This window comes from Pseudomonas sp. 05N434, assembly GCF_056396965.1.
Genome location: NZ_JBFTMK010000048.1, coordinates 1 through 14692, shown reverse-complemented (window position 1 = coordinate 14692; position 14692 = coordinate 1). Strand labels below are relative to the sequence as shown.

Annotated in this window: 14 protein-coding genes and 1 pseudogene; 10 read left to right on the top strand and 5 right to left on the bottom strand. The window is 59.1% G+C overall.

From position 1 onward, the window contains the following. The 3 genes from AC1DLB_RS05515 to AC1DLB_RS05505 all read left to right on the top strand — a co-directional run. On the top strand, positions 1 to 1073 hold a 1073-nt coding region (locus AC1DLB_RS05515), incomplete at its 5' end, for a TGS domain-containing protein (RefSeq protein ID WP_477784706.1). 24 nt (positions 1074 to 1097) lie between these two features. After that, positions 1098 to 1478, top strand: coding sequence for a RidA family protein (locus AC1DLB_RS05510; protein ID WP_003177257.1), 381 nt, complete (start codon positions 1098 to 1100; stop codon positions 1476 to 1478). Positions 1479 to 1547: 69 nt separating this feature from the next. Continuing rightward, the gene (locus AC1DLB_RS05505; protein WP_018927479.1) at positions 1548 to 2288 is read left to right on the top strand and encodes a hypothetical protein; all 741 of its coding nucleotides are present in this window, start codon (positions 1548 to 1550) and stop codon (positions 2286 to 2288) included. 140 nt (positions 2289 to 2428) lie between these two features. Here AC1DLB_RS05505 and AC1DLB_RS05500 read toward each other — a convergent pair whose 3' ends face one another. Beyond that, on the bottom strand, positions 2429 to 3286 hold the full coding sequence (locus tag AC1DLB_RS05500; RefSeq protein ID WP_477743565.1) for an SDR family oxidoreductase: 858 nt from the start codon (positions 3284 to 3286) through the stop codon (positions 2429 to 2431). Between the two features lie 189 nt (positions 3287 to 3475). Here AC1DLB_RS05500 and exbB point away from each other — a divergent pair, with 189 nt between their 5' ends. The 6 genes from exbB to AC1DLB_RS05470 all read left to right on the top strand — a co-directional run bounded on the left by exbB (position 3476) and on the right by AC1DLB_RS05470 (position 10286). Next, on the top strand, positions 3476 to 4426 hold the full coding sequence (exbB, locus tag AC1DLB_RS05495; protein WP_477784705.1) for a tonB-system energizer ExbB: 951 nt from the start codon (positions 3476 to 3478) through the stop codon (positions 4424 to 4426). 6 nt (positions 4427 to 4432) lie between these two features. Continuing rightward, positions 4433 to 4861 (top strand): TonB system transport protein ExbD, encoded by a 429-nt coding sequence (gene exbD / locus AC1DLB_RS05490; protein WP_007934588.1) that lies wholly within the window; start codon positions 4433 to 4435, stop codon positions 4859 to 4861. Then, positions 4858 to 5604 (top strand): energy transducer TonB family protein, encoded by a 747-nt coding sequence (locus AC1DLB_RS05485; protein ID WP_018927476.1) that lies wholly within the window; start codon positions 4858 to 4860, stop codon positions 5602 to 5604. Before exbD ends, AC1DLB_RS05485 begins: the two co-directional genes overlap by 4 nt. 188 nt (positions 5605 to 5792) lie before the next feature. Then, on the top strand, positions 5793 to 6722 hold the full coding sequence (locus AC1DLB_RS05480; RefSeq protein ID WP_008007618.1) for a hydrogen peroxide-inducible genes activator: 930 nt from the start codon (positions 5793 to 5795) through the stop codon (positions 6720 to 6722). A gap of 9 nt (positions 6723 to 6731) precedes the next feature. Continuing rightward, on the top strand, positions 6732 to 8807 hold the full coding sequence (gene recG / locus AC1DLB_RS05475) for an ATP-dependent DNA helicase RecG (protein WP_018927475.1): 2076 nt from the start codon (positions 6732 to 6734) through the stop codon (positions 8805 to 8807). Positions 8808 to 8885: 78 nt separating this feature from the next. After that, positions 8886 to 10286, top strand: a complete 1401-nt coding sequence (locus tag AC1DLB_RS05470) for an aminoacyl-tRNA deacylase and HDOD domain-containing protein (protein WP_064621108.1) — start codon at positions 8886 to 8888, stop codon at positions 10284 to 10286. Between the two features lie 286 nt (positions 10287 to 10572). On the opposite strand, the gene AC1DLB_RS05465 is transcribed toward AC1DLB_RS05470, so the two are convergent. Beyond that, positions 10573 to 10956, bottom strand: a complete 384-nt coding sequence (locus AC1DLB_RS05465; RefSeq protein WP_477743564.1) for a helicase — start codon at positions 10954 to 10956, stop codon at positions 10573 to 10575. Positions 10957 to 11487: 531 nt separating this feature from the next. Here AC1DLB_RS05465 and AC1DLB_RS05460 point away from each other — a divergent pair. Then, positions 11488 to 11868 carry a DUF6124 family protein gene (locus AC1DLB_RS05460; RefSeq protein WP_477784704.1) on the top strand — a complete coding sequence of 127 codons (381 nt, stop codon included), beginning with the start codon at positions 11488 to 11490 and terminating at the stop codon, positions 11866 to 11868. A 62-nt stretch (positions 11869 to 11930) separates the two neighbouring features. On the opposite strand, the gene AC1DLB_RS05455 is transcribed toward AC1DLB_RS05460, so the two are convergent. The 3 genes and pseudogenes from AC1DLB_RS05455 to AC1DLB_RS05445 form a co-directional block, all read right to left on the bottom strand. Then, the gene (locus AC1DLB_RS05455) at positions 11931 to 13292 is read right to left on the bottom strand and encodes a lysozyme inhibitor LprI family protein (RefSeq protein ID WP_477743562.1); all 1362 of its coding nucleotides are present in this window, start codon (positions 13290 to 13292) and stop codon (positions 11931 to 11933) included. A 292-nt stretch (positions 13293 to 13584) separates the two neighbouring features. Next, positions 13585 to 14358, bottom strand: coding sequence for a hypothetical protein (locus AC1DLB_RS05450; RefSeq protein WP_477743561.1), 774 nt, complete (start codon positions 14356 to 14358; stop codon positions 13585 to 13587). Then, positions 14355 to 14692, bottom strand: a pseudogene (locus AC1DLB_RS05445) (hypothetical protein); the annotation flags it as partial. The pseudogene AC1DLB_RS05445 and the gene AC1DLB_RS05450, both read right to left, overlap by 4 nt.

Sequence of the window (14692 nt, the reverse complement as noted above, 5' to 3'; positions counted from 1 at the left end):
GCGACGAACAGCCCAAAGGCACTCATGCCCGCGCCCGCCAGTGGGTCAAAGGCGTGCTGGAGATGCAGCAACGGGCCGGCAACTCGCTGGAATTCATCGAGAGCGTGAAGATCGACCTGTTCCCGGACGAGGTCTACGTGTTCACGCCCAAGGGCCGGATCATGGAACTTCCAAAAGGCTCCACGGCGGTCGACTTCGCTTACGCGGTACACACCGACGTGGGCAACAGCTGCATTGCCTGCCGGATCAACCGTCGTCTCGCGCCGCTGTCCGAACCGCTGCAAAGCGGCTCCACGGTCGAGATCGTCAGCGCCCCCGGCGCACGGCCGAACCCGGCATGGCTCAACTTCGTGGTCACCGGCAAGGCGCGGACCCACATCCGCCATGCGCTTAAGCTGCAACGCCGCTCCGAATCCATCAGCCTCGGCGAACGCCTGCTGAACAAGGTGCTCAACGGTTTCGACAGCTCGCTGGAAAAAGTCCCGGCCGAGCGTGTGCAGTTGATGCTCCACGAATATCGCCTGGAACTGATCGAAGACCTGCTCGAAGACATCGGACTGGGCAATCGCATGGCTTACGTAGTCGCCCGCCGCCTGCTCGGCGAAGGCGAACAGCTGCCAAGCCCGGAAGGTCCGCTGGCCATTCGCGGTACCGAAGGCCTGGTGCTCAGTTACGCCAAGTGCTGCACGCCGATCCCTGGCGACCCGATCGTTGGCCATCTGTCCGCCGGCAAAGGGATGGTGGTGCACCTGGACAACTGCCGCAACATCAGCGAAATCCGCCACAACCCGGAAAAATGCATCCAGCTCTCGTGGGCCAAGGATGTCACCGGCGAATTCAACGTCGAGCTGCGCGTCGAACTGGAACACCAGCGCGGCCTGATCGCCTTGCTGGCCAGCAGCGTCAACGCGGCCGACGGCAATATCGAAAAAATCAGCATGGACGAACGCGACGGTCGTATCAGCGTGGTCCAACTGGTGGTCAGCGTGCACGACCGCGTGCACCTGGCCCGCGTGATCAAGAAACTGCGCGCCCTGACCGGGGTCATCCGCATCACCCGCATGCGCGCGTAGCCCACCCTTCACAAGGAGTCATACATGACCAAGACCGTTATCAACAGCGACAAGGCCCCGGCCGCCATCGGTACTTACTCCCAGGCGATCAAGGCTGGCAACACCGTGTACATGTCGGGTCAGATTCCTCTGGACCCAAAAACCATGGAACTGGTCGAAGGCTTCGAAGCCCAGACCGTCCAGGTGTTCGAGAACCTCAAAGCCGTGGCTGAAGCCGCCGGTGGTTCGTTTAAAGACATCGTCAAACTGAACATTTTCCTCACCGACCTGAGCCACTTCGCCAAGGTCAACGAGATCATGGGCAAGTACTTCGACCAGCCTTACCCAGCCCGCGCCGCCATCGGCGTTGCAGCCCTGCCAAAGGGTTCGCAGGTTGAAATGGATGCCATTCTGGTCATCGAGTAATGTGTCTGGCGCAGCCTTGCGAGGCTGCGCCGACTGATCTTGTACAAAGGGTTCTGAAAGGATTCCACCATGCGCCACGCGCTAGCTCTCTCGCTGGTCGCCCTACTCTTGGGCGGATGTGCCAGCAACCCTGCCGACCGTGATATCAGCGGCACCTGGATCAACCAGGTGGCGATCGATGCCGCATCCAAAGGCGGCCCCCTGCGTGAAGCGCTCCAGGCCTATGGCCCGAATCTGGAATGGAACGTCAACACCAGGGCCGGTCAGGCCCGCTACACCAATGGTTTTGAAAACGTCGAAGGCAAGCTGCTGGGCGAAAAGTCCGGCGCCTGGAATGTCGACTTTTATGGCAGCTCCGCCAGCGAGTTGAAGCGTGATGGCAAGCGACTGAACCAGGCTGCCAACGACAACGAGCCCGAGCAAGTCTTCGACCGTGCATCGGTCCAGGTTCCGGAAGGAGCGCCTATTGGCGCTAGTTTCGAGCGCGCGCTGTATTCGGCTTACATGGGCGGCAGCTGGAAAATCCTCAGCGGCCCGGGCGAAGGCAGCACCGTCCAGTTCCAGGCAGACGGTCAGGTCGCCGGTCTGCCCGGTGCAGATCGCTATGCCCTGTGCCTGGCGGGCGATTGCGCGTCGATGAGCGGCGGCAACGACAACATCTGGCTGCAGTTGAATGGCCAGGGCAATACCTGGATCTTTGCGCGCAAGGGCAAAGAACTGGAGATTTTCCAGACGGTGAACACTGCACTGGCGGACGAGATGCCTTCGTTCACACCGGGTGATCGCAAGTGGTTGCTCGAAAAGCAGTAAGCCGGCCCTGAGGCCAACGCAGAACCCATGTGGGAGCGGGCTTGCTCGCGAAAGCGGTGTAACAATCAACGATGATGTTGAATGTTATGTCCCCTTCGCGAGCAAGCCTGCTCCCACATTTGGTTTGAGGTGACCGGAAGTCAGCAGCGGCCTTCAAGAATCGCGGCATAGCCCTCGCGGAAACTCGAATACTTCGGCGCCCAGCCCAACGCCTTCGCCCGAGCATTGCTGCAGCGCTTGCTGCCGGCACGACGCACACTGGCATCATCGGCCCATTCGGTCACGCCCAGATACTCACGCAACCAGCCCACCACCTCTGCCATTGGCGCAGGCGCATCATCGACACCTATATAGGCATCATCCAGCGCCACTCCACGCCGATCCGCCTCAAGCAGGAACGCCAGCAACCCCGCCGCGTCGTCGACGTGAATGCGATTGGCGTACAGCGGGGGATCGATCGCCACGCGATAACCGCGACGAACCTGAGTCAGTAGCCACTCTCGACCCGGACCATAAATACCGGTCAGACGCACGATGCTGGCCGGGATGCCGCTATCACGCGCCACTTGCTCGGCTTCCAGCATCAAACGCCCCGAATAACCGCCCGCCACCGTCGGCGAGGTTTCATCGACCCACTCACCGTCCTGCTGACCGTAAACACTGCTGCTGGAGACAAACAGAATGCGCTTTGGCTGCTGGCCATGTTGTTTCAACCACCCCAGCACATGCTGCAAGCCTTCGACATAGGCGACGCGATAGCCCGCCTCGTCGTGGTCGGTGGCAGCGGCGCTGTACACCAGATAGTCCAGTGGCGTGGTCGGCCAGTCAGCCGGGCATTGCGCGCTGAACAGGTCACCCGCAACACCAACCACTCCGGCCGGCAAGCGCGACACATTGCGGCGCAGGCCATAAACCTGCCAGTGCCCTGCCAGCAATTGCGTAGCCAGACGGCTGCCGACATCACCGCAGCCGGCGATCAAAACAGAAGGCGCGGACATCAGAAGACTCCCTCAAGAAAGGTACAGACTAGCGCCCGAAATGGATAAGCAGCTAGCAATGGAAGAAAAAAAGAGACGCTATTACTTTTGTTAACAAGAATTAATTGCAATAATGCCAGCCACTTTTGTTCTCGGCCTTACGAGGCCTGGAAGAACACTTACCGTCTTTTCCTCTCAGGTCCGGCCAGCATGACACGCAATCAACTCTCCGCTTCGCCAACCAAACGACCTCGCGCCTGGAGCGCGGTAGCCGCCCTGCTGCTCAGCCTGATGCTGGCGCCGACCGCCGCATTCGCCGATGCGCAAGCGCCGGCCACACAGCCTGCGGCTACTCAAACACCAGCCGTTCAAACCGCACCTGTCGCGACCGATCCGGTCCAGGCCGTAGACGCCGCGGACATGCCGCAAGCTCTCGAAGCCGACAACTCCCTGGGCATGGCCCACGACCTGTCGCCATGGGGCATGTACAAGAACGCCGATATTATCGTGAAAATCGTGATGATCGGCCTGGCCATCGCCTCGATCATCACCTGGACCATCTGGATCGCCAAGGGCTTCGAGCTGATGGGCGCCAAGCGTCGTCTGCGCGCTGAAATCGCTCATCTGAAAAAAGCCGCCACCCTTAAGGAAGCCAGCACCACGGCGGCCAAGGAAGGCACCCTGGCCAACCTGCTGGTCCACGACGCGCTGGAAGAAATGCGCTTGTCGGCCAACAGCCGCGAGAAGGAAGGCATCAAGGAACGCGTGAGCTTCCGCCTCGAGCGCCTCGTCGCAGCCTGCGGTCGCAACATGAGCAGCGGCACCGGCGTGCTGGCCACCATCGGTTCCAYCGCGCCGTTCGTCGGCCTGTTCGGTACCGTATGGGGCATCATGAACAGCTTCATCGGCATCGCCAAAACCCAGACCACCAACCTCGCCGTCGTGGCCCCCGGCATCGCCGAAGCCCTGCTGGCGACCGCGCTGGGTCTGGTTGCAGCGATTCCTGCGGTGGTCATCTACAACGTCTTCGCCCGCTCCATTGCCGGTTACAAGGCACAAGTGTCCGACGCCTCGGCGGAAGTCCTGCTGCTGGTCAGCCGCGACCTCGACCACCAGCCGCCCGAGCGCAGCTCGCAACCGCACATGGTGAAAGTGGGGTAATCGGCCATGGGCCTGCATTTGAAAGAAGGCGCAGACGACGATCTGGCCGAGAACCACGAAATCAACGTCACGCCGTTCATCGACGTGATGCTGGTGCTGTTGATCATCTTCATGGTGGCGGCGCCGCTGGCCACCGTGGACATCAAGGTCGACCTGCCCGCCTCCACCGCCAAACCGGCGCCGCGACCAGAGAAGCCGGTGTTCCTCAGCGTCAAAGCTGACCAGCGCCTGTTCCTCGGCGAAGACGAAGTGAAGACCGAAGCCCTCGGCGCCACACTCGACGCCAAGACCCAGGGCAAGAAAGACACGACGATCTTCTTCCAGGCCGACAAAGGCGTGGACTACGGCGACCTGATGAGCGTGATGGACGCCCTGCGCGCCGCCGGCTACCTGAAGGTCGGTCTGGTCGGACTCGAGACGGCAGCCAAAAAATGATCAACACGCGCCAAAAGCTGACGCGTTACAGCGGTAGCCTGGCCGTGGTGCTGGGCGTCCATGCGCTGGCCATTGCGCTCGCGCTGAACTGGACCTCGCGCCCGCCGATCGAGCTGCCGCCGCAAGCGATGATGGTCGAGCTGGCGCCGATGCCGGCCCCGCCACCGCCCGCACCGCCGAAGGTGATCACGCCGCCACAGCCGCCGGCGCCGGTGGAAGAACTACCGATTCCGAAACTCGCTGAAGCGCCGAAGGCCGAGATTGCCGTGCCCAAGCCGGTCAAACCCAAGCCGAAGCCGCAACCGCCCAAGCCTGTGGAGAAAAAGCCGGAGCCACCGAAGGAAAAGCCTTCCGAGGAGAAGCCTAGCGACACGCAGCCAACCCAGGCGCCGACGGAGAAGTCCGCTCAGCCGGCTCCCGGTCCATCGCCCGCGCAACAAGCCGCCAAGGCCAGTTGGCAAGGCACCCTGCTCGCGCACCTGGCCAAGTACAAAAAGTACCCGGCCAGCGCACAGCAACGCGGCAAGGAAGGTTTGAACCGTCTGCGCTTTGTGGTGGATGCCGAAGGTAACGTGCTGTCGTTCGAACTGGTGGGCCGCTCCGGCAACGCCGATCTGGACCGGGCTACCCTGGAAATGATCCGCCGCGCCCAACCGCTGCCCAAGCCACCAGCCGACATGCTGAACAACGGCACCATCGAAATCGTTGCACCGTTTGTTTACTCGCTGGAACGCCGACGCTAAAAACACCGCCGCTCCCACAGGTTCTTCGGCGGTTACAAAACCTATAAAAGGCATCGAAAGGTGCCTTTTTGCATATCTGGAAACGGCAAACCTGCATTGCCCAGTGTCACTTAGCACACTCAGTCTGATAACGTGCGTCTATCGATTGCAGCCGGTATGCTTGGCCCGCAACTTCATGGACGCTTGCTATGACTCTCACAGAATTACGCTACATCGTTACCCTCGCCCAAGAGCAGCACTTCGGTCACGCGGCCGAGCGTTGCCACGTCAGCCAGCCGACCCTGTCGGTGGGCGTGAAAAAGCTTGAAGACGAACTCGGTGTGCTGATTTTCGAGCGCAGCAAGAGCGCCGTGCGCCTGACCCCGGTCGGTGAAGGCATTGTCGCCCAGGCGCAAAAAGTCCTGGAACAGGCCCAAGGCATCCGCGAACTGGCCCAGGCCGGCAAGAACCAGCTGACTGCACCGCTGAAAGTTGGCGCGATCTACACCGTCGGCCCGTACCTGTTCCCGCACCTGATTCCACAACTGCACCGGGTCGCCCCGCAGATGCCGTTGTACATCGAAGAAAACTTCACCCACGTGCTGCGCGACAAACTGCGCAACGGCGAGCTCGACGCGATCATCATCGCCCTGCCGTTCAACGAAGCCGATGTACTGACGTTGCAGCTCTACGACGAGCCGTTCTACGTCCTGATGCCGGCCCAGCACCCGTGGACGCAAAAAGAATCCATCGACGCCGCCCTGCTCAACGACAAGAGCCTGCTGCTGCTCGGCGAAGGCCACTGCTTCCGCGATCAAGTGCTGGAAGCCTGCCCGACCCTGGCCAAAGGCAACGACGGCGCCAAGCACACCACCGTGGAATCCAGCTCGCTGGAAACCATCCGCCACATGGTCGCCTCTGGCCTGGGCATTTCGATCCTGCCGCTGTCGGCGGTGGACAGCCACCACTACGCCCCCGGCGTGATCGAAGTGCGTCCATTGAGTGCGCCGGTGCCATTCCGCACCGTAGCCATCGCCTGGCGCGCGAGCTTCCCACGGCCCAAGGCGATTGAAATCCTCGCCGACTCCATTCGCCTGTGCTCGGTGGCCAAGCCGCCAGCGCCGGTGGTGGCCGGTTAAGTCGCTGTCATGACCGAGTTGTCGCAAGTGTCGGTGACGGCACTCAAGGGTGTCGGCGAAGCCATGGCCGAGAAACTGGCCAAGGTCGGTCTGGAGAATCTCCAGGACGTGCTGTTCCACCTGCCGTTGCGCTATCAGGACCGCACCCGCGTGGTCCCGATCGGCCATTTGCGACCCGGGCAAGACGCGGTGATCGAAGGCACCGTCAGCGGCGCCGACGTGGTCATGGGCCGGCGCCGTAGCCTGGTTGTCCGTCTGCAGGACGGCACCGGCGGGCTCAGCCTGCGCTTCTACCATTTCAGCAACGCCCAGAAAGAAGGCCTCAAACGCGGCACGCGGATTCGCTGCTACGGCGAAGCCCGGCCCGGTGCGTCGGGGCTGGAGATCTACCACCCGGAATATCGCGCCATCACCGGCGATGAGCCGCCGCCAGTGGATGAAACCCTGACCCCGGTCTACCCGCTCACCGAAGGCCTGACTCAGCAGCGCTTGCGCCAGCTGTGCATGCAAACCCTGACCCTGCTCGGCCCCAGCAGCTTGCCCGACTGGCTGCCGACCGAACTGGCCCGGGACTATCAACTGGCGCCACTGGCCGATGCGATCCGCTACCTGCATCACCCGCCCGCCGATGCTGACGTCGATGAGCTCGCCCTCGGTCATCACTGGGCCCAGCACCGCTTGGCCTTTGAAGAGCTGCTGACCCATCAACTGTCCCAGCAGCGCCTGCGCGAGAGCATGCGTGCCCTGCGCGCGCCGGCCATGCCCAAAGCCACGAAACTGCCACAACAGTATCTGGCTAACCTCGGCTTCACCCCGACCGGCGCCCAGCAACGGGTCGGCAACGAAATCGCTTACGACCTCAGCCAGCACGAACCGATGCTGCGCTTGATTCAGGGCGACGTGGGCGCGGGCAAAACCGTGGTCGCCGCCCTCGCCGCGCTTCAGGCGCTGGAAGCGGGTTATCAGGTCGCACTGATGGCGCCTACAGAGATTCTCGCCGAGCAGCACTTCATCACCTTCAAGCGCTGGCTCGAACCGCTGGGCATCGAAGTTGCGTGGCTGGCGGGCAAGCTCAAGGGCAAAAACCGCGTGGCCGCGCTGGAGCAGATCGCGGGCGGAGCACCGATGGTGGTCGGCACCCACGCGCTGTTTCAGGACGAAGTGCAATTCAAGAACCTGGCACTGGCGATCATCGACGAACAGCACCGCTTCGGCGTGCAGCAGCGCCTGGCATTGCGGCAGAAAGGCGTCGGCGGGCGGATGTGTCCGCACCAGCTGATCATGACCGCCACGCCGATCCCGCGGACGCTGGCCATGAGCGCCTACGCCGACCTCGACACCTCGATCCTCGACGAACTGCCCCCCGGCCGCACCCCGGTGAATACGGTGCTGGTCACCGACACCCGGCGCGTCGAAGTGATCGAACGGGTGCGCGGCGCTTGTGCCGAGGGCCGTCAGGCCTATTGGGTGTGCACGCTGATCGAAGAGTCGGAAGAGCTGACCTGCCAGGCCGCCGAAACCACACACGAAGACCTCACCGCCGCCCTCGGCGAGTTGAAGGTCGGCCTGATCCACGGCCGCATGAAGCCCGCCGAAAAAGCTGCCGTCATGGCCGAATTCAAGGCCGGCAACCTGCAACTGCTGGTCGCCACCACCGTGATCGAAGTTGGCGTGGACGTGCCCAACGCCAGCCTGATGATCATCGAAAACCCCGAACGCCTTGGCCTCGCACAATTGCACCAGTTGCGTGGCCGCGTCGGCCGGGGCAGCGCCGTCAGCCATTGCGTGCTGCTCTACCATCCACCGCTGTCGCAGATCGGCCGTCAGCGGCTGGGCATCATGCGCGAAACCAACGACGGTTTTGTCATCGCCGAAAAAGACCTCGAACTGCGCGGCCCCGGCGAAATGCTCGGCACACGCCAGACCGGCCTGCTGCAATTCAAGGTCGCGGACCTGATGCGCGATGCCGATTTACTGCCCGCCGTGCGCGACGCCGCCCAAGCCTTGCTCGAGCGCTGGCCGGATCACGTCAGCCCGCTGCTCGACCGCTGGCTACGCCATGGGCAGCAATACGGCCAAGTGTGAGCACTGTCGCAGTTTCTGGACCCTGGCCTTAAACAAGCTGGTTATACTCCTGCAATTGTTTGAAAACGGATACAGACCATGACAGAAGCTGCCCTCGCCCCTGAAACCCCGCACGCTCCGTCTGTTATTCGGCTGCTGCTCGGCAAACTGGGCATCGCCTACCAGGAAGTCCTCGACCATCACGGCCTGAACGCCTCACGCAAAGTGCAGGCGGTTTTGCTGGACGATGCCGTCGGCGCGCTCATGGTGCTGTTTCCGCAAAGTCAATTGCTCGACCTCAACCGCCTCGCCGAACTCACCGGCCGCCGGTTGACCGCCGTATCCACCGAACGCCTGGTAAAAATGCTCGGCAAACACAGCCTGAGCCTGCTGCCCGGCCTGCCGGCGCTCACCAGCTCACCGTGCCTGTATGAAGAAAGCCTGCTGCGCGAACCGAAGTTGCTGATCAACTCGGGCGAGCCGGGCGTGCTGCTGGAAATCACCAGCGAAGATTTCAAAACCATGCTGACCAAGGCCAGCGCCGGCAACTTCGGCGAAGCCGTGCACAGCATCCGCCCGAACCTCGACCGTCCCGACGATGACCGCGAGGAAATCACCCAGGCCGTGCAAGCGTTCACCGCGCGGCGCATTCAGCAACGCCTGGAAGCGACCATCGAAATTCCGCCACTGGCCGAAACCGCGCAGAAAATCATCAAACTGCGGGTCGACCCCAACGCCACCATCGACGACATCACCGGCGTGGTCGAAACCGACCCAGCCCTGGCCGCCCAAGTCGTCAGCTGGGCGGCGTCGCCGTACTACGCCTCGCCGGGCAAGATTCGTTCAGTGGAAGACGCCATCGTCCGCGTGCTGGGTTTCGACCTGGTGATCAACCTGGCGCTGGGCCTGGCCCTGGGTAAAACCCTGAGCCTGCCCAAAGACCACCCGCAACACACCACGCCGTACTGGCAGCAATCGATCTACACCGCCGCCGTCATCGAAGGCCTGACCCGCGCCATGCCCCGCGCCCAGCGCCCGGAAGCCGGCCTGACCTACCTCGCCGGCCTGCTGCACAACTTCGGCTACCTGCTGCTGGCCCACGTCTTCCCGCCGCACTTCTCGCTGATCTGCCGCCACCTGGAGGTCAACCCGCATCTGTGCCACAGCTACGTCGAGCAACACCTGCTGGGCATCAGCCGCGAACAGATCGGCTCATGGCTGATGCGCTACTGGGACATGCCCGAAGAACTGGCCACCGCCCTGCGCTTCCAGCACGACCCAAGCTACGACGGCGACTACGCCGAGTACCCGAACCTCGTATGTTTGGCCGTGCGTTTGCTGCGTAGTCGCGGGATTGGCTCGGGGCCGGATGAAGACATTCCGGATGCCTTGCTGGAGCGTGTGGGGCTGACTCGCGACAAAGCCAACGATGTGGTCAGCAAAGTGCTTGAAGCTGAAGTGCTGCTGCGCGAATTGGCTTCGCAATTTAGCCAGGCCTAAAAGCATCGTCGGATCGCCGCCCGGACCAAGCCACGCTCCCACAGGACTCAGGTAATCCCTGTGGGAGCGGGCTTGCCCGCGATGAATCCACCTCGGTCTGACTGAAATACACCAACCCCTGTGGCGAGGGAGCTTGCTCCCGCTCGACTGCGCAGCAGTCGCAACCCAGCCGCCGCAGTGTGTCAGATACAACCGAAGTCTCAGGCTTTAGGGCCGCTTCGCAGCCCAGCGGGAGCAAGCTCCCTCGCCACAAAAGCCTCCTCCACTCCTGACTGGATCAAGGTTCTCAGGCCTTAGCCTTCGCCTTCCTAGGCTTCAAATACTTGGTCAACCCCTGAAACCAGATCACCAGCGCCGGGTTGCCCTTGATCTGAATCGACTTATCCTGAATCCCCTGCATAAACGCCAACTGCTTGTTCTTCGCCTGCATCGTGGCAAAGCCATACGCCGCGTCTTTAAAGGCAATCGCAAACGCAGGCTCGGCATACACGCCGGACTTGCTGGTAATACGCTGATCCTTCACCACGAAATGCCGCGCCACCTTCCCGTCCAGGGTCTGTAGCTGAAACACCAACGCCTTGTCACCCAACTGCTGCTGAAACGCAGGATTAGTCCGACTGGCCTTACCCATGAACAAACCCAGCATCCACAGAAGAAAACGAAATTTCATGCGCACAGCCTCAAAAGAAAAATGAACGGCCGACGCAGTGTAGCGGCTCCAAGCCAGAACGCCACTGTCGGGTTGTGTTAGAAGAAGATGAACCGCTTTTCCCGCATGATGACCGCTAAGTCACGCTTTGCACTTCATTCTGAGGGACCCGACCTACACCTAAAGAAACACATTCCTGTAGGAGCTGCCGAAGGCTGCGATCTTTTGATCTTAATGCCCTCAAACCACTCGGACATTTCCTTCAAAACGCCGGGCTGTCCGTGAACTAGGCGACCTTGGCGTTCACCGATAACCTCTGTTCGTCACCGCAAAATCGGTGACTCGGACGTGCAAGTCCGGAATCGGCACACAATCGGTTATGGCTATTCATTGAGCGTTTTCTTATGCTCCCGAATCGTTATGGCGGCTGTGTGTGGGAGACCTTCGGGTCTGCCGGTTTGCCGATTCCGGTCTTGCACACCTATACACAGCTGCCACCTCATTCGAAGTGCAAGCGAAACGGTGCTAGCTCCTAATATCGGTACTACTCAAATGATCAAGCCAACACCGAATCCCCCAGAAAACCCAGCCACATCCCCCTACGAATCCTTAGATTCCAGAAAACTCCACGAAGCCGCCGAACGCGCCCTCGACCACCATTTCGCCCCACCACCCAATGAAAAACCCAAGCGCAAAGGCAAACTCTTCACCGTCTCCCCCGACATCGACACCGAAGCCCTCCTGGCCAACGCCTCCGAAGACCTGAAGTCCATCAGCGCCATCGCCGCCGACCTGGCCGATGACATCGAAGGCACCCGCCGCTCAGTCGCCCTGGCACTCAGCAGAATGGCCGATGGSGTGCAGTTGTTGGTGGAGCGRGYGCTGGATCACATTGATTCGCCGAATCCGGCGGAGCATCGGGTGAAGGCGTAGCAAAAAAGTACGAAGGGGACTTAAAGTCCCCTTCTTCAGCGTTTATACCTGCACCGCGAAATTTACAGGCAGTGACTGGCCTTTATGTCTGAGCCTTGCGAAACCAAACGCTTCACGCCGTCGCTACCCCCCGGGCTACCTTTATCAGCTGACATCTGATAACAGGCCAACGCCCGGGACATATCCTTTGTTCCCAATTCACCACTCTCAAAAGAAGACCCCAAGTAGTTCATCGCCTCTGTGGATCCCATGGAAACCGCGCGAATAATTTCCCTTTCTGCCTGCTCGGGGTGGAGGCAAGGGCCGTTATAGTCGGTGGAATTACCGTTACAAAAATAAGTGGCATAACCCAGCGCGCCGCTCGCTGTCGTCGATGCCGCTTTGAACAAAGCCTCAACCTTGCTGGTTTCCAGCTGAGGTGCCATCTGCGAAAGACTTAAGCTTGCCGCCGACAGACTCGCCTGTGGATCACCCGACTCTGCAGCACAGACATAGTTTTCCAGTGACGCTTCAATCAACTCCCCAGTCAGACGGTATCGTTCAAGAAACCCCAACCCACCCAAGCCCTCAGCACGTTGATAACAAAGGTTCTCCGCGCGGCTCATTCCGGGTCTATCGGGTGCGACAAGCTCCCTCTCGCTGATCGACCAATCCTCAATCCCCACGAGCGACCAGCACGACTTTTTAGCAAAGTTAAAAATCTTGATGTTGCTGTTACCGGCCCGTTTATCAACAACGTTCATGTGAGTGTCATCTACTGTTTCGATCTCAACCCCTTCAGTCTTGCCTTCCATCGCAGCCATCAACGGAAACGTCAAACTGGAGCCAGTCTCCGCAGTAATTTGCGGTTCAAATCGACCCGGGTCCGAGGTCCGCTTCAACACCAATATTTTCACCGCCAGTGCGGTAAGGCGCTTCTGGGACTCGGCACTGGCGGAGAATGCCGGCAGAAACTGAGCAAAGCTCTGGGATGGACACGAGACGTCTGACCCTCGCCCAACAGTTGAACCACTGACGATGTCGGGCGCAATACTGTCCAGAAAGACTGTGCGCTCGCGGCTCATTCTTGCGATGCAATTGTTCACCGTTGCCACATAAGCGGACGTGCCAGGCTTAATCTCAAACGCTTCGAGCGGGCAATTCGCATCGCGCAATTTTATCCACACGCGCTGTGCTTCTTTGACCTTCGCCGTGTACGCCGCCCCCGTGTCGGGTTCGGCTCGATACTGCGCTTCGAGTCGAGCCATAAGCTGGTGATAACTCGTATTCAACTGCGAATCGGCAGCGCTCTTCGCGACATCAGAACACCTGTCAATTTGCTCGCTTATGGTGATCTCGCTGCAATCATCCTGCGCAAACGCAGTGGGCAAACCTAGCAGGCCACTAAACATTGCACCCATAAGGAGCCTTACAAACTGATTCATCCCAATCATCCTTGTGGTTTTTTAACACACCCTTCGTAAGGGGTTATGGCGTATTAAAATTCTTCTTTACATATGCCTTTATTGAGGCCGCATCTTTATAAGCAAACGCTTGTGGCACATGATCGCAAGACAGGCAACCAAAAAAATAATGAGCAGGTGTGGATGCATTGGGATAATACCCCCCCTTTTCACACTCTTCACCCCCGACAAAATAAAGCACAGAGCAAAGTACGACTTTCTAGCATTATCAAGCATCTAAACATAATAGATGATCGAGACTTTTACCAAACCATTAGCAACCATCGACACTTTCACATGGCACCCACCCTCGAATTTCTTTCTTCTTAGCAGTTGTATACAAAATTGAAACCCAGCCAGCTGAAATAGCCTCCTGCTTCACTTTATCCCCCTTAATCAAATACATTTTTGTGACGCTCGCCGGAGACATTAACGAATATATAAATGTCTTCCTATTTACAACCAGATCGAGCAAGCCACCACTCGCCCAGCTACGGTAGTTTTTAGATGACAAATGACTAACAATTACATCTCGAGCCTTATATGGATAGGTATAAATGCGCTTATCCTCATTCTCATCCGGAGACAAAACGTCGGCTCCACTTCCAAAGTAGCCTGTTAACTCCTTATCAGCAGAGTAATCCTCACCCACCTTATGAAAAACCATAACACTGAAGTAGTCACTTCCGTAACTTACTCCAGTAAACGCATGAATCGGTGCACTATGAATGACGAATAGCTCATTCTCACCACTCGCTACTGGCTCAGTAAAAACATCTCGAACTTCGCCTGGATCCGCAACATAAGGCAAACGCGCGACTAGTTTCAGCATACCGGTGGAACAGTTCAGAAAACTTATGCCAAGCCCCATCTCCGGATTCTGCTTACCCTCATCCTCAAGCACTGGAATCGGGCTAACAACAATAAAGCCTCCATCTACCGAAAACGGCGAATAAGTCAAATCTTTAGGCGCATCGCACGCGAAAGCGTAAGGAGCAACCAAAAGAACAACAGCAAAAAATACGCGCATAACGTTCTGAAATATCATCCAGCACACCCACCAAAATCGCTATCTATTAAGACCATGATCTCTTTGCTATAGGTATTCCTAAGAGCAAGCTGATCAAGCCCGGTATTAATTACCTTTGTCACCTTCTTAATTTTCAAATCAATATCTAACGAAGCATTATCTGCAATAGTTCCAATATTATTCTGCTTCCAGAACCAGCTACCCGACGCAACGATCGCATAGACATCGGTTTCAGCCAATAATGGTGTTGCATCGATTCTTACGCCAATAGCATTTGCACATCTCCTGTAGGTTTCATAATGTGTCAAATGCAGAAGACCGCGGCCTCGATAGTCGTTATCTGGATAATCGC